This window comes from Providencia sp. PROV208, assembly GCF_028479465.1.
In the GTDB taxonomy this organism is placed as follows: domain Bacteria; phylum Pseudomonadota; class Gammaproteobacteria; order Enterobacterales; family Enterobacteriaceae; genus Providencia; species Providencia alcalifaciens.
On record NZ_JAMPNS010000001.1, the window covers coordinates 102,199 to 124,062 of the forward strand.

The window sequence follows — 21,864 nt, forward strand, 5'->3', positions numbered from 1 at the left end:
GTGATTAAGCAGGTGTCCCCGAATAATGTATTCAGGGACGGGGAATTATTACGTTAAAACAAGATGGCAGAGTGGAAAATTATTCTAACTCGCCCATCAGTTTAACTAAAAACTCAACTGCTTGTTGCTCGTCTTCACCTTCAGCAGAAATGGTGACTACTGTACCTTGAGTCAAACCTAAAGTTTGTAGTTTAAACAGACTTTTTGCGCTCGCTGATTTACCGCCTGAGCTCAAGGTGATATCAGAAGTGAATGCTTTTGCTTCTTTAACGAATTGAGCCGCAGGGCGAGTATGTAAACCATTAGGTGCTGTAATAGTAACTTCTTGCTGGAACATAATATTTCCTCAGTGATTTTAAGTTTTTTATGATGACACAGCCTATTGTAGATGAAATATGCTGTACATGCGTATAATTTAGATTATCAATGATTCATCTGGTTTGCTACTTTGTTTGGTATCAACCAAATTATCATTTTTTTAGCTTATGTATCACACCACACTTTTGGTGGGTATTCTGCATTTCAGAACATAAGTGACCAAAAAGTGATTAATTTCGAGGTGTGAAATAATTACTATGTTTAATACTAAACACCGGATAATAAATCATCTCAATCCGTGCTAATTTATGATCTCACCCACAAAAAAAGCACCTAACTGGTGCTTTTTTAACGTAATGTTAACTTAGCGTTTATTATTCTGCATTAATATCGGCAAACAAGGCAGTGGATAAGTAGCGCTCTCCGGATGAAGGCAAAATAACCACAATATTTTTACCTTTATATTCAGGTAAAGCGACCAGTTTTACTGCTGCTGCAATTGCTGCACCTGATGAAATCCCGGCTAAAATACCTTCTTTTTCCATGAGTTCACGTGCGGTTGAAATGGCTTCGTCATCGCTAATTTGAAGGACTTTGTCGATAATAGAGAGGTCTAAGTTACCTGGAATAAATCCAGCACCAATCCCTTGAATTTTATGGGGACCGGGTTTGATCTCTTCACCTGCTAGCGCTTGTGTAATGACTGGGGAGGTCGTTGGCTCTACCGCGACCATAACCACGTCTTTTTTCCCTTTGGTGTGTTTTAAATAACGTCCGATGCCAGTAATTGTTCCACCGGTACCGACGCCTGACACGACAACATCCACGTTTCCATCGGTGTCATTCCAAATTTCAGGACCGGTTGTTTTTTCGTGAATTTCAGGGTTGGCGGGGTTGCTAAATTGTTGAAGTAACAGATATTTATTAGGATTGCTATTGACGATCTCTTCCGCCTTGGCAATCGCACCTTTCATGCCTTTTGCCCCTTCAGTCAGGATCAGATTTGCGCCAAGGGCTTTTAGTAGCTTACGGCGTTCAACGCTCATAGTTTCTGGCATGGTCAATGTTAATTTATAACCGCGCGCAGCGGCCACGTAGGCAAGGGCAATACCGGTGTTTCCGCTGGTTGGTTCTACCAATTCTTTATCTTTTGTCAGGATGCCTTTTTTCTCTGCGTCCCAGATCATGTTTGCGCCGACACGGCATTTTACACTGAAGCTTGGGTTGCGAGATTCCACTTTCGCTAAAATATTTCCATTGCCAAAATGCTGTAAACGCACTAATGGTGTATTTCCAATGGTCAACGAATTATCTTCATAAATTTTGCTCATGGGACATCCTTAAAATTAACGGTTAGCCAAGAATTAGGTGTGCTTTTCACAATTGAATATGAATTCAACATACTCGAACAACTGATTATTGCAAATATGATTTAACGCTAGAATATAATCATAGGTTATTTAAAAGCGCATTATTATAACCAAGATTGAAAGTATGATGGAGAGCAGAATAGTGAAAAGCGTTGACAGTAGGGATATGCAGGTGGGGTACCTGCATATCCCTAAAAAGTATTAGTAGCGAGCATAACGAGCGCGATAGCGGTCGACCCACATTAATGTTGCTCCACAGACGGCAACAGGCATGATCACTAAGTTCAGAATTGGAATCATCATGAGTAAGCTGACAGCACCACCAAATTGAACATTATTCACGCGGTCTTTTGAGAGCGCTTGCTTCATGTCATTGAATCCAACGCGATGGTTATCAAAAGGATAGTCACAATATTGAATGGACATCATCCATGCGCCGAATAGGAACCATAAAACAGGGGCGACAGTTTGCCCAATCCCTGGGATAAAGAACAGGACCAATAGCACGATAGCGCGTGGTAAATAGTAAGCAATACGCACAAATTCACGTTTAATCATGCGTGGCACATCTTTTAGTAGTTCAGCCATACCTGTATCAGGAGCAGGTTTACCCGTCAGTTCAGCTTCTAAATGCTCGGATAACCAGCCGTTAAATGGCGCCGCAATAATATTGGCGATGGTACTAAAGAAATAGCTAAATACCAGTAAGATAGAAATGACAGCGACGGGCCAAATCAAATAGTCAAGCCATTGTAGCCAGCTAGGAATATAGCTCATGACTTGCTCAATCCATCCACCCAGTTTGCTATATAACCACCAAAAAGCACCACCAAGTAACAGAATGTTTGCTAACAGAGGCAAAAGTACAAAACGTTTAATACCAGGACGAGTGATTAGTCGCCACCCTTGGGAAAAGTAATAAAATCCAGAGTGATTTTTTTGTGGCGAAAATGTCGATTGGGTCATACTTCTTATTATCTCCTTTACGGGTGAGCATGTATCATATAGGTATGAAATTACACTGACTAGTGATAATTTTGTATAAAAAAGCAGCAAATGAAAGCGGAATATTCTCTTTCTTGTAAGAAAATCGTTCTGAGGGTTGCACTTAGAGCAATTGAGAAATAATCTTAAGGTAGTTTCCGCCGTGATGGCATCATTATTCATCAACTAGAGATAGCAGCGATGCAGGATTTGCGTCTAATATTAGTGGTCGTAGGTGCGATAGCGATTGTCGCTTTATTACTGCATGGTTTATGGACCAGCCGTAAAGAGCGCTCTAAGTTATTTCGCGACAGACCTGTAAAACGTAGAAAGAATGACACGCAGGAAAACTCATCTGAATATGACGATTCTGCTTTGTTTACTGAGAATCAACCGACACAAAAAGTCGCTGTTGACGATCAGCCTATCTATATGGTGAAAGAAGAGCCGCGTGTTGAGCCCGTTGTTCAACCTCATATTTCTCCATCTCATACAACGCAACGTGACGCAGAGCCTGAGTTTAATTTAACGGCAGAGCACTCACCGCAACTTGCTCCTAAAGTCGCTAAATCAGTTGCTTCTGAGCCAGTATTTGCTCCACATGCCGATAATCGTCAGGCACCAGAGCAATTAACGATTAATATTGCGGATGATGCTGATGTTCAAGAACATGTTTCAGAGCCAGTAAGAATTTATCCTGAGCCGGCAACCTCTGTTGCCCCCGTTCAAGAGCGAGTACCTCAATCGCCTGCAACACAAGCTCCAGTTTCTCAGGAAACGGCGCAGTCAGTTGCACATTCTCACGCTGAAGTTGCACAAGAGCCTGAGACTGCATCGACCGAGAAAGCCGCCTCTGCAAGCGAAAAAGAAATTGTTCTGGTACTGCACGTTGCGGCACATCATGGTCAAGTTCTTGAAGGTGAAGCTTTGTTGCAAAGTATTCTTCAGGCAGGTTTCCAATTTGGAGCCATGAATATTTTCCACCGCCATGTGCACCCAGCGGGGTCTGGTCCAGTCCTCTTTAGTTTGGCGAATATGGTGAAGCCAGGCTCATTTGATCCAGAAGCTATGGCTGATTTCACGACGCCGGGTGTCTCTATCTTTATGATGGTGCCATCGTACGGTGAGGCGAGCCAAAACTTTAAACTCATGCTTCAAGCCGCGCAGCGCATCGCATCAGATGCAGGCGGTGTTGTATTGGATGATGAACGAAAAATACTGACACCTCAAAAAATAGAGGTGTATCATGCAAGAATTCGAAATACATTAAGTTAATTAAAACCCCCGACTTAGGGGGTTTTTTATATCTATTGGTGAAACATGACGACGAAAAAAAATCCTGACGCACTCACACAAAAAATAGACGCGTTAAAACAGCAATTGCGCCATCACGAATACCTCTATCATGTTATGGATGCCCCTGAAATTCCTGATGTGGAATATGATAAACTGATGCAAGAGCTCAAGGCGCTTGAAGCAGAACATCCTGAGCTGATCACAACGGACTCACCAACGCAGCGCGTAGGGGCAGCACCTTTAGCGGCATTTGACACTGTTCGCCATGAAATTCCGATGCTTTCTTTAGATAACGTATTTGATGAAGAAAGCTATCTCGCATTTGATAAACGCGTGAAAGACCGACTGCATAACCACACTGAATTAACATTTTGCTGCGAACTCAAATTAGATGGTCTAGCTGTCAGTTTGCTGTATGAAAATGGTGAGTTAGTTCAAGCGGCAACCCGTGGTGATGGTACGGTTGGCGAAAATATCACGGCCAACGTACGCACGATCAAAGCAATTCCGCTACGTTTACGCGGGGATAATATTCCTGCGCGTGTTGAAATTCGTGGTGAAGTTTTTATGCCTCAAAAAGGCTTTGAGGCGATGAACGAAGAAGCACGTAAAACGGATGGTAAGATTTTCGCTAATCCACGTAATGCGGCAGCAGGTTCCCTTCGCCAGTTAGATCCACGTATTACGGCTAAACGTCCATTAACTTTCTACTGCTATGGTGTAGGGCTAGTGGAAGGTAAAACATTGCCAGATACCCATTATGAGCGCTTGATGCAATTCAAAGCGTGGGGGCTGCCAGTCAGTGAGCATGTTCAACTGCGTGTGGGTTGCCAGCAAGTTCTCGATTTTTATCATCATGTTGAAAAAATTCGCCCAACACTCGGTTTTGATATCGATGGTGTAGTGATTAAAGTGAACGATATTGCAATCCAAGAGGAATTGGGGTTTGTCTCGCGTGCGCCACGTTGGGCTACGGCATTTAAATTTCCAGCCCAAGAACAGATAACATTGCTGAAGGATGTTGAATTCCAAGTTGGGCGTACTGGAGCCATCACACCTGTGGCACGTTTAGAGCCAGTACAAGTTGCAGGTGTCGTCGTCAGTAATGCGACACTCCATAATGCCGATGAGATAGATCGCTTAGGTGTTCGCATTGGTGATACGGTCGTAATCCGTCGAGCAGGGGATGTGATCCCACAAATTGTCAGTGTTGTCATGGACAAACGCCCTGCGGATAGCCGTGAAATCATATTTCCAACACACTGCCCAGTATGTAATTCGGATATTGAGCGTGTAGAAGGGGAGGCGGTAGCTCGCTGCACAGGCGGGTTAACCTGCGGGGCGCAGTTGAAAGAGTCTCTGAAGCACTTTGTTTCTCGCCGTGCAATGGATGTGGATGGCATGGGAGATAAAATCATTGAGCAATTGGTGGATGCAGAGTATGTCGCAAATGCGGCGCAGCTCTACCAATTATCAGCGGGTAAATTAACGGGTCTAGAAAGAATGGGACCAAAATCCGCGCAAAAACTGATTGATGCGTTAGAGAAATCTAAACAAACTACACTCGCCCGTTTCATCTATGCATTAGGGATCCGTGAAGTGGGTGAAGCCACCGCGGCAAACCTCGCCGCACATTACGCGTCGTTAGATGCGGTGATGGCAGCAGATGAAGATTCACTGAAAACTGTACAGGATATTGGTGAAGTGGTTGCGAAGCATGTCGTGCATTTTTTCCGTGAAGAACATAATCGCCAAGTTATTCATGATTTACTGACTATTGCGAATATCCATTGGCCAGAAGTTCAAGTCATTAATAGTGCTGAAATTGACAGTCCATTTGCGGGTAAAACAGTTGTTCTGACAGGTTCGATGTCAACACTTTCTCGTGATGATGCCAAGGATAAACTGGTCGCTTTAGGTGCGAAAGTCGCAGGTAGTGTGTCGAAAAAAACGGACTTAGTTATTGCGGGTGAAGCGGCGGGGTCTAAGTTAGCGAAAGCTACTGAACTCGGCATAAAAGTCATTGATGAAGAAGAGTTAATTCGTTTGCTGAATATCTAATCGTGACCTATATTTAATGCGCAATGCCATTATCAACCAAGGGGATAATGGCATTTATTATTTTCTGGCTAACATTTATCCTGTTGTTATTGGGACGTGATTCGTGAAACGTGATCTGGTCGTTACTTTTGGGAAAATGGTAGAGCCAGTTTTCATATTAATGTGACTTTAATCTCATTTAAATGTTGCCCATTACATAGAATATGCGCATAGACTGATTCGTAACTTTGTTGGAGTCAAATATGACCTCGATCCTGCACTTTATTTTATCCATAGTTATTATCGCTGCACTTGCGATTCTAGCGAGTAGTAACCGTAGAGGGATTCGTCCACGCTACGTTATTCAATTGCTCGTTATTCAAATTGCGCTCGCTTACTTGTTCTTAAAATCAGGTATTGGTGAGTCCTTCGTTCTTGCTGTTGCTGGTGTCTTTACCCACTTGTTGGGTTATGCAGCAGAAGGGACTAAATTCATCTTCGGTGGAATGATTGAAGGAAACTTGGCCTTCTTCTTCCTGCAAGTGCTGTGCCCAATCATCTTCATTTCAGCGCTGATTGGTATTCTACAACACATTAAAGTACTGCCTTTTGTCATTCGTATCATCGGTACGGTGTTATCGAAAGTTAACGGTATGGGTAAACTTGAGTCATTCAACGCAGTGAGCTCATTATTGCTGGGTCAGTCAGAAAACTTTATTGCATATAAAGACCAATTAAGCAGCATGTCAGAAAGAAGAATGTACACGATGGCAGCAACGGCGATGTCGACCGTTTCAATGTCAATTGTTGGCGCATACATGACGATGTTGGATCCAAAATATGTGGTTGCAGCGCTGGTGCTGAACATGTTTGGTACGTTCGTTGTATTATCACTGATCAACCCGTACCCACCTGAAGGGGAAAAAGAGATCCAAATGCGTAGTCTGCATGAAGGTCAAAGTTTCTTCGAAATGCTAGGTGAATATATTCTTGCAGGGTTTAAAGTTGCGATTATCGTTTCTGCGATGCTGATTGGTTTTATTGCACTGATTGCCATGGTTAATGGTATCTGTTCCGCGATATTCGGCGTGAGCTTCCAGACCATGCTGGGTTATGTATTCTATCCATTTGCTTGGATGTTAGGTATTCCTGCTAATGAAGCACTGCAAGTTGGCGGCATCATGGCTGTGAAGATGGTCACTAACGAATTCGTAGCAATGGATGGCTTAAAAGCAGTGGCATCAGGTTTATCAGACCGTTCTGTTGGTATTTTATCTGTATTCTTAGTTTCGTTCGCTAACTTCTCTTCTATCGGTATTATTGCTGGTGCGATTAAAGGGTTAGATGAAAAACAAGGAAATACCGTTGCACGTTTTGGTCTGAAATTACTGTATGGCTCAACACTGGTAAGCTTCTTATCTGCGGCAGTGGTTGGATTAATCCTGTAGTTACCGCTATAAAAAGTGTTACAGTGAAAAACGGCATTCAGTGAATGCCGTTTTTTTATGTCTAAGGCTTTCTATCGATAAAGCATGAGGAAAGAATGGAAAAACAAGACTTAATTGATATAGCTAATACATCGATGCCGTTTGGTAAATATAAAGGTTGCATACTGATTGATCTGCCAGAGGAATACCTATTATGGTTTTATAAAAAAGGGGAGTTTCCGGCAGGGCGGTTAGGACAGCTGATGGAAATGACACTAGGGCTGAAGATTGAAGGGCTAGATAGCATTGTTAAGCCTCTAAAACGCCAATAAGGGGTAGAGGCTTAATGGCCTATTATTGTGTGCTGATCACTGTATTAGCCGTTTCTATACCTGATTGGTAAGCGCCATGCACAGTACCTGCGCCTAATAGTGCTAAATGCTCTCCCGCAAAGAAGATTTTATTATCAATAGGCTGTTTTAATTGTGCGATTTGATTGGCTGAATAGTTAGATGCAGGATAACTAAATGAGCCATACGCATAAATATCTTTTTCCCATTCGGTTTTCATCAAACGTATTGGCGCGGGAACATGATCAAACACTTTACAGAGTGATGCTTGTAATTCATGCCATGCGGTCTGCTCATCACACTCCTCAAGCCATTTTGCGGACAACCCACCAAATAGAAAGAGTAGGGTTGGTTTTTGGTAAATCGTGCTTACATCCATAAAATTGAGCCAGTAATCAGACTCATGGATATACATACTATTCACATTATTGAGTGAATCCTTACGCCAAAATGCATGCTCAAAAGTGACAAATAGTTTATTGAATACACCAAATCCAAGTTGGTTAATCGCATCTTGAGTTACATTAGGTAGTGCTGGTGTGAATTGAATAGCTTCTTTCTTCAGGACACCAAGCGGTACAGTAATAACCACTTTAGTGGCATGAAATTGTTGGTCATCATGGGTTATCACGGTAACGTGGTTATCATGGTAATCAATATGCTTAACGGGATGGTTAAGACGAATATTTAGCCCATCAGATAGCGTTTCGATGATTTGTGAGTACCCTCGAGGGAAAATCACTTCATCGCCTTCACAAAAGCCTTCTAATTGTAAAAAATGCGGTGATAAGGTCTCTAGCGTACATGCACAGGGATCTTCTGCGATGACCTCAAAAAATTCATGTAAACTCACTTGCAGCTGCTCAAATAGTGATTGATCCGCACGGTGTTGTACGGTGAGCAAATGGTGAAACTCCGGGCTTTGAAGCCAGCTAGTTAGCGCTTCTGCCGCATTATTAAATTGGCAAGGAGATGACATGATTTCAAACTGGTTCATCAAATAATCAAGGCCTGCTTCAAAAGCCTCTTTTTCATCTTCACATAAAACCAAGCCATTTTTCTTATAGAAAATCGCATCTTGGTAATTGAAAACGACAGTTTGAATATGGTGCTGCTGAGCAATCGCATTAATTGGATTATTGGTGATCCCGTGGATCCATGATGCGCCTAAATCATAAAATTGGTTGTCAATTTCTTGGGTATGGATTCGTCCACCGAGGCGATTGCGAGCTTCTAAAATAAGGACTTTTTTATGTTGAGATTGTAACTGATTTGCGACTGATAAACCTGAAACACCTGCTCCTATCACGATGATATCGGCATCTATGTGTGGCATAACTCACCTAGTTGAAATGGAAAACAAACGATATGCGATTGCACATCTGAATAATTTTATTTAAATAAAATTATAAGTTAATTATATATGAGTAAATTAGTTGTGAACAGATAGATAAGTAGGATTGAATGAGTTAAGTGAAATTTTAGGTGTTATTTTTAGGAAAGTAGGTAAGAACAATTAAGTAAATAAGAATGGGAAATAAGGGAGATTTGGTGGAGCTAAGCGGGATCGAACCGCTGACCTCTTGCATGCCATGCAAGCGCTCTCCCAGCTGAGCTATAGCCCCGAACGAAGTGTTTTGTTGAATTTATTGTTCAAATTCTACCATCTAAACTGGTTTTTAGATGGTGGAGCTAAGCGGGATCGAACCGCTGACCTCTTGCATGCCATGCAAGCGCTCTCCCAGCTGAGCTATAGCCCCAAACAAAATCTTTTGGACGGGAGGCATCATATTCAAGCTCGGTTGGAGTGTCAATATATTAATATGTTTTTCGGGTTTAATTGCTGAAATATAGAACATTTTGCAATCAATTCCCATTTGAAGGGGGAGGCAAAAAGAAAACTGCCCCTGAAGTTAAGAGGCAGTAAATAGAGAGGGGCTTATTGTGCAGATGCTTCGCGTTCTGCGATATACGCTAATGCTTTTTCAATGCGAGCAATGGAGCGTGCTTGACCAATAGCGTGAACGGTAACATCTAAAGCTGGGGATTGACCCGCACCTGTCACTGCAACACGTAGTGGCATACCCACTTTACCCATACCGACGTTTAACTCAGCAGCTGTTGCTTCGATTGCCTGATGAACATTTTCCGCAGTCCAATCTGAGATAGCGATGAGTTTATCTTTCACTACTTCTAATGGTTGACGAGCGACTGGACGTAAATGTTTTTTCGCTGCATCAGCATCAAATTCGTCAAAATCTTGATAGAAGTAATGGCATGATTCCGCCATTTCTTTCAGTGTCTTGCAACGTTCACCTAATAGTTTGATTAATTCAACTAATTGTGGACCTGTGCTGGTATCGATATTTTGTTGTTCGATATGCCATGCGAGGTAGGTTGCTACTTCTTCAGCTGGCAGGGTATTGATGTAGTGATGGTTCAGCCACTGTAATTTTTCAGTGTTGAATGCACTTGCTGACTTGCTGATAGCATCAAGAGAGAAATATTCTTTCATCTCTTCAATAGTGAAGATTTCTTGGTCGCCGTGTGACCAGCCTAAGCGAACTAAATAGTTTAGTAGTGCTTGTGGCAGATAACCGTCATCACGGTATTGCATAACGCTAACTGCGCCATGGCGTTTAGAGAGTTTTTTGCCATCATCGCCTAGAATCATCGAAACGTGAGCATATTCAGGCACTGGTGCTCCCAATGCTTTCAGAATATTGATTTGACGAGGTGTATTATTAATATGATCTTCACCACGAATGACATGAGTAATTTCCATATCCCAGTCATCAATAACAACACAGAAGTTGTAAGTTGGTGAGCCATCAGTACGGCGAATGATCAGATCATCCAGTTCTTGGTTACTGAATTCAATTGGTCCACGAATGGTATCATTGAAAATAACAGAGCCATCTTGTGGGTTACGGAAACGGACAACATGTGGCTCTGCCGCCGTGTGGTTATGTTCATGGTCACGGCAGCAACCGTCATAGCGTGGTTTTTCACCCTTAGCCATTTGATCTTCGCGTAATGCTTCTAAACGCTCTTTAGAACAGTAGCAACGGTAAGCGGTGCCAGCTTCTAGCATTTCGTCGATCACAGCATTGTAGCGATCAAAACGTTTAGTTTGGTAGTAAGGGCCTTCATCCCAATTTAAATTCAACCAGTTCATACCGTCCATAATGGCATCGATAGCTTCCTGGGTTGAGCGCTCTAAGTCGGTGTCTTCAATACGCAGGACAAATTCGCCCTGATTGTGGCGACTAAATAACCAGGAATACAGGGCGGTACGAGCACCACCAACGTGCAGGTAGCCAGTTGGGCTTGGTGCAAAACGGGTTTTGATTTTACTCATCGAGATTGCCTTAATTGCGAAACGTTGTTTCTTGTGCGCTTATATTCATCGGATTTTATGCAACACAACAATAGGGAATGAACACGATTGTTATATTACGGGCTAAAAGGGAGACGCGCATCCATGAAAGGATGACTTCATGCGCTGACCTTGCATCCTGATTTTATTAAGCATTGCTAAAATGTCCCTCTATTCTATCATCCTATAATGAATCCTCAATCAGCTTCTCTCTTTACAGATAAAGAAAATCATCAAATTGAAAAAATAGTGTCTAAGATTTTTAGTCTGGATAGCTTTTGGTGATTTTTTTCTAAGAAAATTTAGTAAGATATTGTAGATAATTGATTAAAAAGGGCACTTGTTAGGTGATAATTAAAACATCTTGATTATTTTTGCAACGAACAGAAAAAATCTATTCAAAAACCGTTGACTCAGAATGTAGTATCCCTATAATGCACCTCCATCGACGACGGGGCGATTAGCTCAGTTGGTAGAGCACCTCCCTTACAAGGAGGGGGTCAGTGGTTCGAGCCCGCTATCGCCCACCACCGCCGACGATGACAACATAAATGATTGGGCGATTAGCTCAGTTGGTAGAGCACCTCCCTTACAAGGAGGGGGTCAGTGGTTCGAGCCCGCTATCGCCCACCAATTATTTATGGCAATGTAATTATTATGAAGTGGGCGATTAGCTCAGTTGGTAGAGCACCTCCCTTACAAGGAGGGGGTCAGTGGTTCGAGCCCGCTATCGCCCACCACTTCATCTTTTCTTGCATTAAAAAATTCAGATGGGTCATTAGCTCAGTTGGTAGAATCGTTAACTGTTAACAAGATGGTTGCAGGTTCGATCCGAAGGGCAAAGAACCAAGAATAATGTTTTAAGATGGGTCGTTAGCTCAGTTGGTAGAGCAGTTGACTTTTAATCAATTGGTCGCAGGTTCGAATCCTGCACGACCCACCATCTAAAGTAGTAAACAATTCAAAGCAGTATCGATGGGTCGTTAGCTCAGTTGGTAGAGCAGTTGACTTTTAATCAATTGGTCGCAGGTTCGAATCCTGCACGACCCACCATCAAAATATTAGCGTCATGAAGTGGGCGATTAGCTCAGTTGGTAGAGCACCTCCCTTACAAGGAGGGGGTCAGTGGTTCGAGCCCGCTATCGCCCACCACTTCATCTTTTCTTGAGTCAAAAATCCCTATTATTTCCTACTTAGTCTTTCATCAATAAGTATTGTGATATGTTTTGAATCATTTGGTTATAGTATAAAACACCAAACGAGACAAAATAACACATCCTCTCATGATGATTATCATTTATCTTGCGTAAATCGTCATTTCACTTGCCACGTGCTATTCCTATTAAGCCTCAATAGATATCTATATATACTATTATATTATTCATATAAATTACTGAATTGCAGATACTGTTATTTATCGAATAATTCGATAACAAGGTTTTTCCTTGCGTAGCGAGGAACCAGATCGCTTCTAGGTTTGTATATAGTTAACTAAAATAAATCATAAAAATTACATAAGTTAAATTTCATACATGATAAAATGGGTATATCATCATATCTATTTTTTGTATGAAAATGAATTTTGATAATTAAGAATTAGGTTCATAAAAGGTACGATAGAAATGAAATAGTGCTATACGATACAGATAGTCTATGTTGGCTTAAATAAATTATTCAGAATATTCTTAAGATCTAAATAGGGAAGTTTGCAATTAAACATTTTCTTTTTTTGCAGATAAAGAATATCTGTAAAGTAGTATATTAGTGAATAATCCTAGTTACTCATATTTTGATAATCTTAAATTTCAATAATTTCATCATGTTTGAGAATAAATAATATTAAAATAAGATTATCGATAATCATTAAAGTTCATATTTTTGTTATACTCATCAAGTAAAGTGAATGTTCGACTTCCTTAACGTTAATGTTTTGTTATGTTGAATAAGGCGGTACATTACATTCACTATGGTACTTTAAAAATATAGCATTAATTAATTTGCGGCATGCTGTTCAAAAATGTAAGTGATTGATATCTTATGTTGCAAAATAGTTATATATGTAAAACATATATTTTTTACTTTCTTTTACAGAAAATGTTCACATGGAGTGGTTTTTCGCTCTAAAAAGAATCACTGTTAACATGAAACGATTAACTTTGTTACAGTGTTAAATAATTCTGTTTATTTCCTTTATTTTTGGATTTTTTGACGGGAAAGTGAGTGGTTTTTAGTGAATTGTCTCGCAATGTGGTCTTTCGCCTAAGTTTCGTAGGTGGTATTCACTGGCTATCAGTTTGTATAACGCATTGATAAATAAAAGGTAATTCATTTACCCGTCTTATTTGTATAGAGAAAAATATTTTGTTACATAGTTGCAATGTCATTTTTGGACTAGTTGAAACTAATTAGAAGGCTAGTATATCATTTGCTTAGTGATGTTGGATGTATCACCGTGTTTTATCAATGAACTATATAGTACATATAAAATAACAATAAAAATGGTAGAAAATATCTACCGATTTTTATTCAATTAATATAGATTGAAGCGAGAATGTTTATGAATACAAAATATCCTGTCGCTTGTGCAGTTGGACAAAAAATTAAATCTTTAAGAAAAGCTCAAGGCTACACAGTTTTTCAATTAGCTAAAGAGATCGACATTAGTGAACAACAACTATTTCGTTATGAGCGTGGTGTGAATCGCATTGATATCGACTGTTTAGTTCGTGTATTAAAGGTATTAGGCGTGAATATGGGCGAATTCTTCAGCGAAGTTCTCCAAGATGATACCAACGCCTCAGAGGAAAGAGAATCTAAAGGGTTCAATGACTCGCTTTATTCTCTCGTATAATATCAATTCATTGCTTAAGTTTCATAATGAAACAAACTAAGTTTGTTAATTAAATTGTTTCAATTTAGAACGGTATAATTAATTAATCTAAATTAATTGGTCACAGCAATTGAATATATTAATACGTATCTCATCTTGAGTATTTACAAAAATAAAAGCCCATTTGGGCTTTTATTTTTTTATGCGAAAATTAAGTTTATAACCGTTATAAAATAGGTTTTCTAATCTTTGAATTATTAATCTTGTTCAGCTTGTATTGGCTCTAAAATAACGGTGACAATACGAGGACCAATCATTTCATCAATCTTTAACTGCATATTGTCTAATTTAATGATATCCCCTTGAATTGGTTCATTTTCAGTATTCACGTGAATAAACTGGTTGAGTGTTTTATCTGAATCTACTTCAATCTGAATTCCATATGACTCATAAATTTCATTTAACCGTGTAGTGCCCTTTAAGCTTAAACCTGAAGCAGGTAGCTCCATGACCGTTAGCTCAGTCGAGGTTTGCTCGGAAAACAACCTTTCTAAGAATAAGCGATTTTGTGGTTTCAAAACGACAAATAGGTGGTCATTTGCCATTAAGATAGTTGAACCTCTCGGCGGTAAAACGCTTTTTTCTCGAGTGATCATTGCGATAACGGTTTGGTCAGGCAGCGCTAATTGCGACAAACGGCGTCCAACAGCAGAGCAGTCCTCACCAAGTGTATATTCAACTAAGTCAGCATCAATCTGATCTACCGCAGTAATGTCCAAAGTTGCAGCCGGAAGTAATGGCGGTGGCTGCATAAGATTCAGTTTGCGAGCAAAGTAAGGTAGTGTGGAGCCTTGTAAGGTTGCAGAAATTAATACCACAAAGAAGACAACATCAAAAATCAGATTAGCGCCAGGTAGCCCATAAATGAAGGGGAAGATGGCAAGAATAATCGGCACTGAGCCTCTTAAGCCCACCCAAGAAATCAATGTGATTTCATTGCGAGTGAAACGGAATAGTTTTAACACTGGGACAACCGCTAGTGGTCTTGCAATAAACGTTAAGACTAAGGCGATAAGCAACCCTTCCTGCCATACCTCAAGTAGGGAACTCGGATTAACCAGCAGACCCAACATGACGAACATAATAATCTGGCTTAACCAAGCAAGCCCATCATGGAATAGGAATGTATTACGCTGGAAAACAAAGGAATGGTTACCAATAACGACACCTGTTACGAAAATGGATAAGAATCCACTGCCATCTAGGTTACTGGCAACGCCAAAGGAGAATAGTCCACAAGCTGCCACAAGAACAGGGTAGAGACCTGCTGCGAGTAATTTAATTTTATTGATTATTTTTATTGAAATCCAACCAACACTGATTCCAACAATCGCGCCAATTCCCATCTGACTAATAAATAGTAAAATTAATTCACTGCCAGAAGACTGTTGATTCATCAATAATTGCAATAGTCCAACAGTGAGGAAAATTGCCATTGGGTCGTTGGTAGCACTTTCTATCTCTAAGGTTGCTTGGAGGCGCTCATTTAAGTAAATGCCCGCATTACGTAATAAGGAAAATACTGCGGCTGCATCGGTAGAACCAACAATGGCACCTAAGAGTAACCCTTCAAGAAGTGGAATACCTAGAATGTAGGCGGCGGCTAACCCCGTGATGCCTGCGGTAATTAACACTCCAAAAGTCGCTAAGGTAAATGCAGGTTTCCAAACTAACTTAATCGATTTTACTGAAGTTTGTAAGCCACCATCGAAGAGGATTAATGCAAGGGCGAGGGAACCCACGGCATAAGAGACGTTGACGTTATCAAAGGTGATTCTTCCTAACCCATCTTCACCGGCAAGCATACCAATAAAGAGGAACATGACTAGCATGGGCAGACCGAGCCTTGCAGACAACTTGCTAGAAAAAATACCGAGTAAAATCAATATGGATGAAAGTAATATTAGTTGTTCAATAGTCGGCATAATCAGTTTTCAGTTAGAGGTGAATAAAACGCTGACGATGCATCGCAAAGCGCATGATGTAGCTCAAGATGTTATAAAAGTGACAAAAATATGCATTTGATAGCATTTTCATACTAAAGTAGCTAAATAAACATTATCATTCATACTATTATGATTATATATGAATCATTTAAAACATATTGGTATTTTACTGCATTTTTTAAAATTTAATTTCTAGAAATAGCCTGATTTTTTATTAAACTCAGGTTAATTATGGTTTTTTTGTATGTAAATGTTATTTGGGGAAAAGAGAAAAAAAGATGTGAGGAGTTAATGACATGATAAACAAAATAAAAGTCGATGAGTTTATATCACCGACTTTATGTTATTTAGTGAAAACGGGCTCTTCTTGCAAGAGTATCACCAATGAATTGTATTCCTTGGACAATAATGACTAAGGTAACAACCGTAATTGCCATGGCGACATTATCAAAGCGCTGATAACCATAATTTAATGCAAGATCACCAACACCACCCCCACCAACTGCGCCTGCCATTGCGGTCGCGCCAACAAGTGTGATACTGGCAGCGGTTAAACTTAATATTAAGGATGACTTTGCTTCGGGAAGTATAAAATGCCAAACAATTTGCCAGTTTGTGGCACCCATTGCATCTGCGGCTTCAATAATCCCAGAGTGAACACTTAATAACGAGTTCTCAACGAGCCTTGCGGTATAAGGTGCAATATAAATTACTAATGGCACAATCGCAGCAGTAGTGCCAATCGAGGTACCCACGACAAAACGCGTTAGTGGGATGATTGCCACTAATAAAATAATAAAGGGCAATGAACGGAATATATTAATAATAGGATTAATAATTCGATAAATACGTTTATTTTCCCAAATTCCCTCAGGTCGCGTAATCACCAATAAGATGCCTAATAAGATCCCAAAGAGAGATCCTAAAACTAGCGCAATACTGACCATGGTGAATGTTTCTGACATGGCTAATAAAAACTGTTTACTTGTCAGTGCCGTCTCAAAAAAATCACTCATACTGTCCCCTTGTTTACTGCAACGCCGCGATGACGTAAGAAAGCTATCGCTTCGTCGATGTGCATTTTATCGCCAAGCATCTGAACAAACATACTGCCAAGAACCACACCGTTTATCTCTTTCATATTGGCAAATAGGATGTTGATCTTAATAATGTTTTTCATGATTAATTCATTTACCACGGGTTCCTGCGCTGATTTACCTAAAAATTCTAACCGGTAAACTTCGTCTTGATGCTCAAGCTGATGAAGGACACGTTCAGGAATTTTTTCGTTGAGCACGGTACCCACAAATTTTTGAGTGGTGGGGTGTTTAGGCTGAGCGAAGATATCAAGGACAGTTCCTTCTTCAACAATCCGCCCAGACTCCATAACAGCGACTCGATGGCATATTTGTTCAATCACTTCCATTTCATGAGTGACCAGTAAAATAGTAATGCTCTGCTCACGATTGATTTTTTGCAGTAATGCTAAAATAGATGCGGTAGTTTGGGGATCTAACGCAGAGGTGGCCTCATCACACAACAGAATTTGAGGGTTATTAATCAACGCTCTGGCTATTCCCACTCGTTGTTTCTGCCCCCCAGATAATTGATTGGGATACTGGTTTTTTTTATCACTCAATTCAACATATTCAAGAATGTTATCCACACGCTGCATGATTTCATGCTTATCAATACCGAGTAACACGAGTGGCATGGCAACGTTTTGCGCGACAGTTTTAGTCTCCAGCAAGTTGAAATGCTGAAAAATCATACCAATACTTTTCTTGTGGGCGCGTGTTTGCGATGGACTATGTTCAGCCAGATTATGTTGACCGACCGTGATTGAGCCACTCGAGGGCTTTTCGAGTTGGTTAACGAGACGTATGAGTGAACTTTTACCTGCGCCGCTATAGCCAATAAATCCGAAGATATCTCCTTTATTAATATGCAAATTAATATCTTGTAGAGCGATTAGAGATTGCCCATTTTTGTTATACACTTTTTGGACATTATTAAATTCAATCATCCTTTTTTACTCCACATTTTCAGTCTGTTGCACGCGCTGAGCTGGAGGGAGTGCGGGCTGCCATTCATCACCTAATAACTCATTCTCTGTACTGGTTTTAACCCGCTCAAGATGCTGTTGTTGATGAGCTAAATACAATTTAGCCGCGATATGATCGGCTAAACGCTCAGCCCCAGTATTGGTCCCTGGGATCAAACCAATGACAGGCCCCATGCTGAGTGAAGCGCTTAAATTAAAGCAGTAAAAATGGTCAATAAATGGGAATTCGTAACCCGCTTTGGCTTGTAATTCAAAATGTTTTCCAAGATAGGGGTGCGCAGCAAGTTCATCATTCTCTTCACCTTTAGGAGGGGTATAGACATCTCCCCATGTTTTAATGAACGGTGCGAGGCGATGAAATGCAGAGTGCTTATGCCAATTCAAACGATAGCCCGTCGCCAAGATAAGGTAATCAAAAGAGAAATCCCCCTGAGTCGTGGAAACATGCAATTTATTCTCTTTGAGAGCCACATGATTGACTTGGGTATCGAAATTAAAATAGGCATGAGCATGGCGAGAAACACGTAAAGTACTGCCATGAGGAGCGGGAGTTTTCGCTTTCAAAACATAATCGGCATAGTGCCATTTTTGCGCGTCAGTAAAATACCCATAAGCATGAGTAAAGCCAGCACTGCCTGCGACTTTACCGCGGTTAACTCTCGGCATCTCCTTTGCGCGGATTAATAACTCAACCGACTTAGCTCCGTGTTCTAACGCGGTAGCGGAACTGTCCATCGCGCCAGCACTGTAGCCTACCACGCCAATACTCAGACCGTTAAATCGTTGATAGTCACTGCCTGCGTATGAGTGTTCCCAATAATCGGAGGGAATTTTATCCATAAATTCAGGAATATTAGGCTCACTGAATGATTCCATGCCCGTCGCAATAATGACATGTTGTGCCATAAAGTGAGTTGACCCATTAGGCGTCTCAAACGTGAGTTCACGACCCTGAGGGGTTAGTTTGACATCAATGAGTTGATGCTGGCTAAGCAGTGTCGGTGCCGTCATGGTTTTAAACCATTGTAGGTATTCACCCCACTGCAAACGAGGAATTTTATCAAGAGCTTCCCATGCTTCATTCCCAAATTGGGCTTTAAACCACGCTTGGAATGTTAAAGAAGGGGATGCGAGAGCAGGGCCTACCACCTGTTTTGGTGAACGTAAGGTTTCCATTAATGCTGGTGTCTGCCAAGGTCCTTCTCTACCGGCGGGAGCTTGATCAAAAATGACAGCATTGATGCCTCGTAATTTAAGCGCGAAAGCCGCCGTAACTCCGGACATACCTGCACCAATAATGGCGACATTAATGTGTTGTTCAAACAGGTTTTCATCAGACAGTGTCCATGTGCCAATGGGTAAATTAAGGTACTGTAGATCCTGTTGTATTTGTGCTTCTAGTGCCGCTAATCCAATAACCGGTTCCATGGCATTACTCCTTATTTTCAGGGAGTTCAAAAGGTTCTCCCAAGGTAAGCATTAAGCGATTAGCCCATGAGAAAAATGCACTAGATTGAATCAAATCCAGCAGTTCCAGTTCCGATAACCCGAGTGAGCGTAATTGGCTTATTTGCTTAACGGAGGCTTGAATCGGTGTTGCTGAGAGTGAAGCAACAAGGTCAATAATGGCTAAGAGTCGTGGTTCATAACCTTCGGCAAGCTCATTGCCTGCGGGAGTCGCTAAGAGTTTTTCGACATCAGCATAATGTTCTTTTGAATATTGGCTCGCTTTGCGAGCATGCACAGAGGCACAATAAATACAGCCATTGACTTTACTTACGACAGCAGCAGCAAACTCTCTTTCCCAGCGAGGTAATCCTCCTGAGGTATAAAAAATGCCGCGGTCAATCTGTGTGCGTAGTGCTAAAATTTCACTTTGATGAGCCAAAAGTAAGAAATATTCAGAATTCAGCTGACCATGTTTTTTCATGGTCTGAGTTTCATTCTCATCAAGTGTATTAGCGTCCCGTGCGGATAGCCAAGATTCCCAACCTAATTGTGATTGCGTGAACACTGTCGGTGACGTTTGCCCTAATTGTGTTTGACTAGCATGGTTCCAAATACCAGCTTTAATGGTTTGAGGTTCATTGACGCGATGCCCAGTATTCGGATTTTGTCCAATTAATAAACCTAAGCCTGTAACCAATCGAGATTGGTAAGTGACAAAAGTTATGAGCTGAGCAAGTAAAATAATATCGGGCTCAGACCATCCTTGTTGAATGAATTGCTGTGTTAAGGCGTAATCGGCTTGATTAGGGTTGCTCACTAATATGTGCAAATATTTTTCGGCTAAAGCGAGATGAGCGGTGATTTCAATCTCTGTGTGTGATGACAATAATTCAGCATAATATTTTTCGAGCAATACGGAACCTGTTATTTTCGCCACAAGATGCGCAAAATAATATTTCACATTGAGTGTCAATAATTTGGAAGGTGCTGAAAAAATAGCATCAAAAGCAGCTTGAGTATTTTCTGTTGCTACAGGTCTTTCTGCGCGAGTTTTTGCTAATTCAGAGTCTGGTGTCAGGTTAAGAAGAAAATTAATTAAATCATATTTTGTTGTCATAAATAACTCACTTTATTTAAATTTTTTTATCTCCTTCATTACATATCAATCACATCATTATTCGAACTACCATTTTGTTATATGGTTATAACCATTTTGTTTTGGCATATTTTTATATCTATTTTTATTTAAGTTATAACGATCAGATCTAAGACGTTAAATAAATCCTGTTTATACTCCGGTCAATTAGCAATATAAAAACGGAATGTAATTGAAGGGTAACCACCATGGGGAATATCTCAATGTTCAAACAAAAAATAATAAATTTATCTTTAGTGGCAACAGCAATAATTGTATTAGCAGGATGTGGCGATAATAAAGAAAAAGACAGTGCAGATAAAAAGCAAATTACAATTGGCTTTGGGGTAGGGAATTATATTGATCAAGTGGATAAAGGCATTGTTCCTATTTTAGAAAAGAAAGGTTATCAGGTGACATTACGCCAATTTTCGCAAAATAGGCAAATTAACCCTGCATTTGAAGAAGGCGCTATTGATGCATCGGTAAACCAAAGCCGTGCTTATATGGAAGCTTATAACCAAAAAAATAATATCAACATGGTTGCATTGGCAGATTCACCAAGCGCACCACAAAGTTTACGTTCAAATAAGCATAAATCGTTGGATGAAGTGCAAGATGGCATGATTGTGGCTCTGTCTAATGACCCAGTAAACGCGGAGCGTGGTGCGAGAATTTTAGAACAATTAGGTTGGATTAAAATCAAACCTAATGTGAGTACGCTTAACTTTAGTGTGAATGATATTGAACCTGCTAAATATAAACTGGATATTCGTGAAACCGATGCAGCTCAAGGTTTGCGTTTATTGGATGATGTGGATTTTGTCGTCGTGAATGGTAACTATGTGGCGAGTGCAGGTCAGCGTATTGCTGATGGTTTAGTTGTTGAAAATTCACCGCTTGAGCACCGAGTTATTGTGACGGTTCTGCAAAAAGACCTTGATACGCAATGGGCAAAAGACTTAAAAGAAGCTTTTGAATCAAAAGAATACGCAGATTATATTCGTTCTCAACGTCTGTATGATGGCTTTATTGAGCCTGCAGCATGGGCTAATTACGCTAAATAATTTTCGAACAAGGTTGCCAGTTTGATGACGCAATTGGCAACTCATTCTCTAAGAAGGATAGACAAACGTCATAGAGTTGGTTATTACCTATTCAGAATAAATAAAAAATCCAAAATAAAATTGTCTTAATAAAAGCCAAAATCAGATA

The 21,864-nt window shown here is 40.5% G+C and carries 16 protein-coding genes and 8 tRNA genes; 12 read left to right on the forward strand and 12 right to left on the reverse strand.

Translation table 11 applies throughout. The features are described 5' to 3' along the window. Positions 1–79: 79 nt before the first annotated feature. From ptsH to cysZ, 3 genes are all read right to left on the reverse strand, one after another. Positions 80–337: a phosphocarrier protein Hpr gene (gene ptsH, locus PR766_RS00460; RefSeq protein ID WP_006658608.1), complete on the reverse strand. Its 258-nt coding sequence runs from the start codon at positions 335–337 to the stop codon at positions 80–82. Positions 338–692: 355 nt separating this feature from the next. Beyond that, positions 693–1,649 (reverse strand): cysteine synthase A, encoded by a 957-nt coding sequence (gene cysK, locus PR766_RS00465; RefSeq protein WP_154636381.1) that lies wholly within the window; start codon positions 1,647–1,649, stop codon positions 693–695. 240 nt (positions 1,650–1,889) lie between these two features. Continuing rightward, a complete protein-coding gene (gene cysZ / locus PR766_RS00470; RefSeq protein ID WP_006661317.1) occupies positions 1,890–2,654 on the reverse strand; it encodes a sulfate transporter CysZ in 765 nt (254 codons plus the stop codon). Positions 2,655–2,873: 219 nt separating this feature from the next. On the opposite strand from cysZ, the gene zipA reads away from it, so the two are divergent. From zipA to PR766_RS00490, 4 genes are all read left to right on the forward strand, one after another. Then, the gene (gene zipA / locus PR766_RS00475; RefSeq protein ID WP_006661318.1) at positions 2,874–3,947 is read left to right on the forward strand and encodes a cell division protein ZipA; all 1,074 of its coding nucleotides are present in this window, start codon (positions 2,874–2,876) and stop codon (positions 3,945–3,947) included. Between the two features lie 45 nt (positions 3,948–3,992). Next, positions 3,993–6,029, forward strand: a complete 2,037-nt coding sequence (gene ligA, locus PR766_RS00480) for an NAD-dependent DNA ligase LigA (RefSeq protein ID WP_036960969.1) — start codon at positions 3,993–3,995, stop codon at positions 6,027–6,029. 242 nt (positions 6,030–6,271) lie between these two features. Further along, on the forward strand, positions 6,272–7,456 hold the full coding sequence (locus PR766_RS00485; protein WP_006658603.1) for a NupC/NupG family nucleoside CNT transporter: 1,185 nt from the start codon (positions 6,272–6,274) through the stop codon (positions 7,454–7,456). Between the two features lie 95 nt (positions 7,457–7,551). Next, the gene (locus tag PR766_RS00490; protein ID WP_006658602.1) at positions 7,552–7,767 is read left to right on the forward strand and encodes a DUF3820 family protein; all 216 of its coding nucleotides are present in this window, start codon (positions 7,552–7,554) and stop codon (positions 7,765–7,767) included. Positions 7,768–7,789: 22 nt separating this feature from the next. On the opposite strand, the gene PR766_RS00495 is transcribed toward PR766_RS00490, so the two are convergent. The 4 genes from PR766_RS00495 to gltX all read right to left on the reverse strand — a co-directional run bounded on the left by PR766_RS00495 (position 7,790) and on the right by gltX (position 11,146). Next, positions 7,790–9,121 (reverse strand): flavin monoamine oxidase family protein, encoded by a 1,332-nt coding sequence (locus tag PR766_RS00495; RefSeq protein WP_154636382.1) that lies wholly within the window; start codon positions 9,119–9,121, stop codon positions 7,790–7,792. A 213-nt stretch (positions 9,122–9,334) separates the two neighbouring features. Further along, positions 9,335–9,410 (reverse strand) — tRNA-Ala (locus tag PR766_RS00500). 59 nt (positions 9,411–9,469) lie between these two features. Then, positions 9,470–9,545, reverse strand: a tRNA-Ala gene (locus PR766_RS00505). A 179-nt stretch (positions 9,546–9,724) separates the two neighbouring features. Further along, complete coding sequence (gene gltX / locus PR766_RS00510) at positions 9,725–11,146, reverse strand: glutamate--tRNA ligase (protein ID WP_006658600.1); 1,422 nt, start codon at positions 11,144–11,146, stop codon at positions 9,725–9,727. A 472-nt stretch (positions 11,147–11,618) separates the two neighbouring features. On the opposite strand from gltX, the gene PR766_RS00515 reads away from it, so the two are divergent. The 7 genes from PR766_RS00515 (at position 11,619) to PR766_RS00545 (ending at position 14,015) form a co-directional block, all read left to right on the forward strand. Then, positions 11,619–11,694, forward strand: a tRNA-Val gene (locus tag PR766_RS00515). 27 nt (positions 11,695–11,721) lie between these two features. Further along, positions 11,722–11,797: transfer RNA gene (locus PR766_RS00520), tRNA-Val, on the forward strand. Positions 11,798–11,828: 31 nt separating this feature from the next. Next, positions 11,829–11,904 (forward strand) — tRNA-Val (locus PR766_RS00525). A gap of 127 nt (positions 11,905–12,031) precedes the next feature. Next, positions 12,032–12,107 (forward strand) — tRNA-Lys (locus PR766_RS00530). Positions 12,108–12,141: 34 nt separating this feature from the next. Further along, positions 12,142–12,217, forward strand: a tRNA-Lys gene (locus PR766_RS00535). 23 nt (positions 12,218–12,240) lie between these two features. Next, positions 12,241–12,316: transfer RNA gene (locus PR766_RS00540), tRNA-Val, on the forward strand. 1,405 nt (positions 12,317–13,721) lie between these two features. Continuing rightward, the gene (locus PR766_RS00545; protein ID WP_006661320.1) at positions 13,722–14,015 is read left to right on the forward strand and encodes a helix-turn-helix domain-containing protein; all 294 of its coding nucleotides are present in this window, start codon (positions 13,722–13,724) and stop codon (positions 14,013–14,015) included. Positions 14,016–14,251: 236 nt separating this feature from the next. Here PR766_RS00545 and PR766_RS00550 read toward each other — a convergent pair whose 3' ends face one another. The 5 genes from PR766_RS00550 to PR766_RS00570 form a co-directional block, all read right to left on the reverse strand. Further along, the gene (locus tag PR766_RS00550; protein WP_071524933.1) at positions 14,252–15,979 is read right to left on the reverse strand and encodes a potassium/proton antiporter; all 1,728 of its coding nucleotides are present in this window, start codon (positions 15,977–15,979) and stop codon (positions 14,252–14,254) included. Between the two features lie 368 nt (positions 15,980–16,347). After that, positions 16,348–17,016: a methionine ABC transporter permease gene (locus PR766_RS00555; RefSeq protein ID WP_006660211.1), complete on the reverse strand. Its 669-nt coding sequence runs from the start codon at positions 17,014–17,016 to the stop codon at positions 16,348–16,350. Then, positions 17,013–18,026: a methionine ABC transporter ATP-binding protein gene (locus PR766_RS00560; protein ID WP_154636383.1), complete on the reverse strand. Its 1,014-nt coding sequence runs from the start codon at positions 18,024–18,026 to the stop codon at positions 17,013–17,015. Before PR766_RS00560 ends, PR766_RS00555 begins: the two co-directional genes overlap by 4 nt. A gap of 6 nt (positions 18,027–18,032) precedes the next feature. Then, positions 18,033–19,493, reverse strand: coding sequence for an FAD/NAD(P)-binding protein (locus tag PR766_RS00565; protein WP_006660213.1), 1,461 nt, complete (start codon positions 19,491–19,493; stop codon positions 18,033–18,035). A 4-nt stretch (positions 19,494–19,497) separates the two neighbouring features. Next, positions 19,498–20,631 (reverse strand): CMD domain-containing protein, encoded by a 1,134-nt coding sequence (locus PR766_RS00570; protein WP_036962927.1) that lies wholly within the window; start codon positions 20,629–20,631, stop codon positions 19,498–19,500. A gap of 242 nt (positions 20,632–20,873) precedes the next feature. Between PR766_RS00570 and PR766_RS00575 the strand changes: the two genes are divergently transcribed. Beyond that, the gene (locus PR766_RS00575; protein ID WP_006661326.1) at positions 20,874–21,716 is read left to right on the forward strand and encodes a MetQ/NlpA family ABC transporter substrate-binding protein; all 843 of its coding nucleotides are present in this window, start codon (positions 20,874–20,876) and stop codon (positions 21,714–21,716) included. Positions 21,717–21,864: the final 148 nt, after the last annotated feature.

Coding starts and splice junctions, on each gene's coding strand:
- ptsH (WP_006658608.1), bottom strand. CDS start 337: ATGTTCCAGCAAGAAGTTACTATTACAGCACCTAATGGTTTACATACT.
- cysK (WP_154636381.1), bottom strand. CDS start 1,649: ATGAGCAAAATTTATGAAGATAATTCGTTGACCATTGGAAATACACCA.
- cysZ (WP_006661317.1), bottom strand. CDS start 2,654: ATGACCCAATCGACATTTTCGCCACAAAAAAATCACTCTGGATTTTAT.
- zipA (WP_006661318.1), top strand. CDS start 2,874: ATGCAGGATTTGCGTCTAATATTAGTGGTCGTAGGTGCGATAGCGATT.
- ligA (WP_036960969.1), top strand. CDS start 3,993: ATGACGACGAAAAAAAATCCTGACGCACTCACACAAAAAATAGACGCG.
- PR766_RS00485 (WP_006658603.1), top strand. CDS start 6,272: ATGACCTCGATCCTGCACTTTATTTTATCCATAGTTATTATCGCTGCA.
- PR766_RS00490 (WP_006658602.1), top strand. CDS start 7,552: ATGGAAAAACAAGACTTAATTGATATAGCTAATACATCGATGCCGTTT.
- PR766_RS00495 (WP_154636382.1), bottom strand. CDS start 9,121: ATGCCACACATAGATGCCGATATCATCGTGATAGGAGCAGGTGTTTCA.
- gltX (WP_006658600.1), bottom strand. CDS start 11,146: ATGAGTAAAATCAAAACCCGTTTTGCACCAAGCCCAACTGGCTACCTG.
- PR766_RS00545 (WP_006661320.1), top strand. CDS start 13,722: ATGAATACAAAATATCCTGTCGCTTGTGCAGTTGGACAAAAAATTAAA.
- PR766_RS00550 (WP_071524933.1), bottom strand. CDS start 15,979: ATGCCGACTATTGAACAACTAATATTACTTTCATCCATATTGATTTTA.
- PR766_RS00555 (WP_006660211.1), bottom strand. CDS start 17,016: ATGAGTGATTTTTTTGAGACGGCACTGACAAGTAAACAGTTTTTATTA.
- PR766_RS00560 (WP_154636383.1), bottom strand. CDS start 18,026: ATGATTGAATTTAATAATGTCCAAAAAGTGTATAACAAAAATGGGCAA.
- PR766_RS00565 (WP_006660213.1), bottom strand. CDS start 19,493: ATGGAACCGGTTATTGGATTAGCGGCACTAGAAGCACAAATACAACAG.
- PR766_RS00570 (WP_036962927.1), bottom strand. CDS start 20,631: ATGACAACAAAATATGATTTAATTAATTTTCTTCTTAACCTGACACCA.
- PR766_RS00575 (WP_006661326.1), top strand. CDS start 20,874: ATGTTCAAACAAAAAATAATAAATTTATCTTTAGTGGCAACAGCAATA.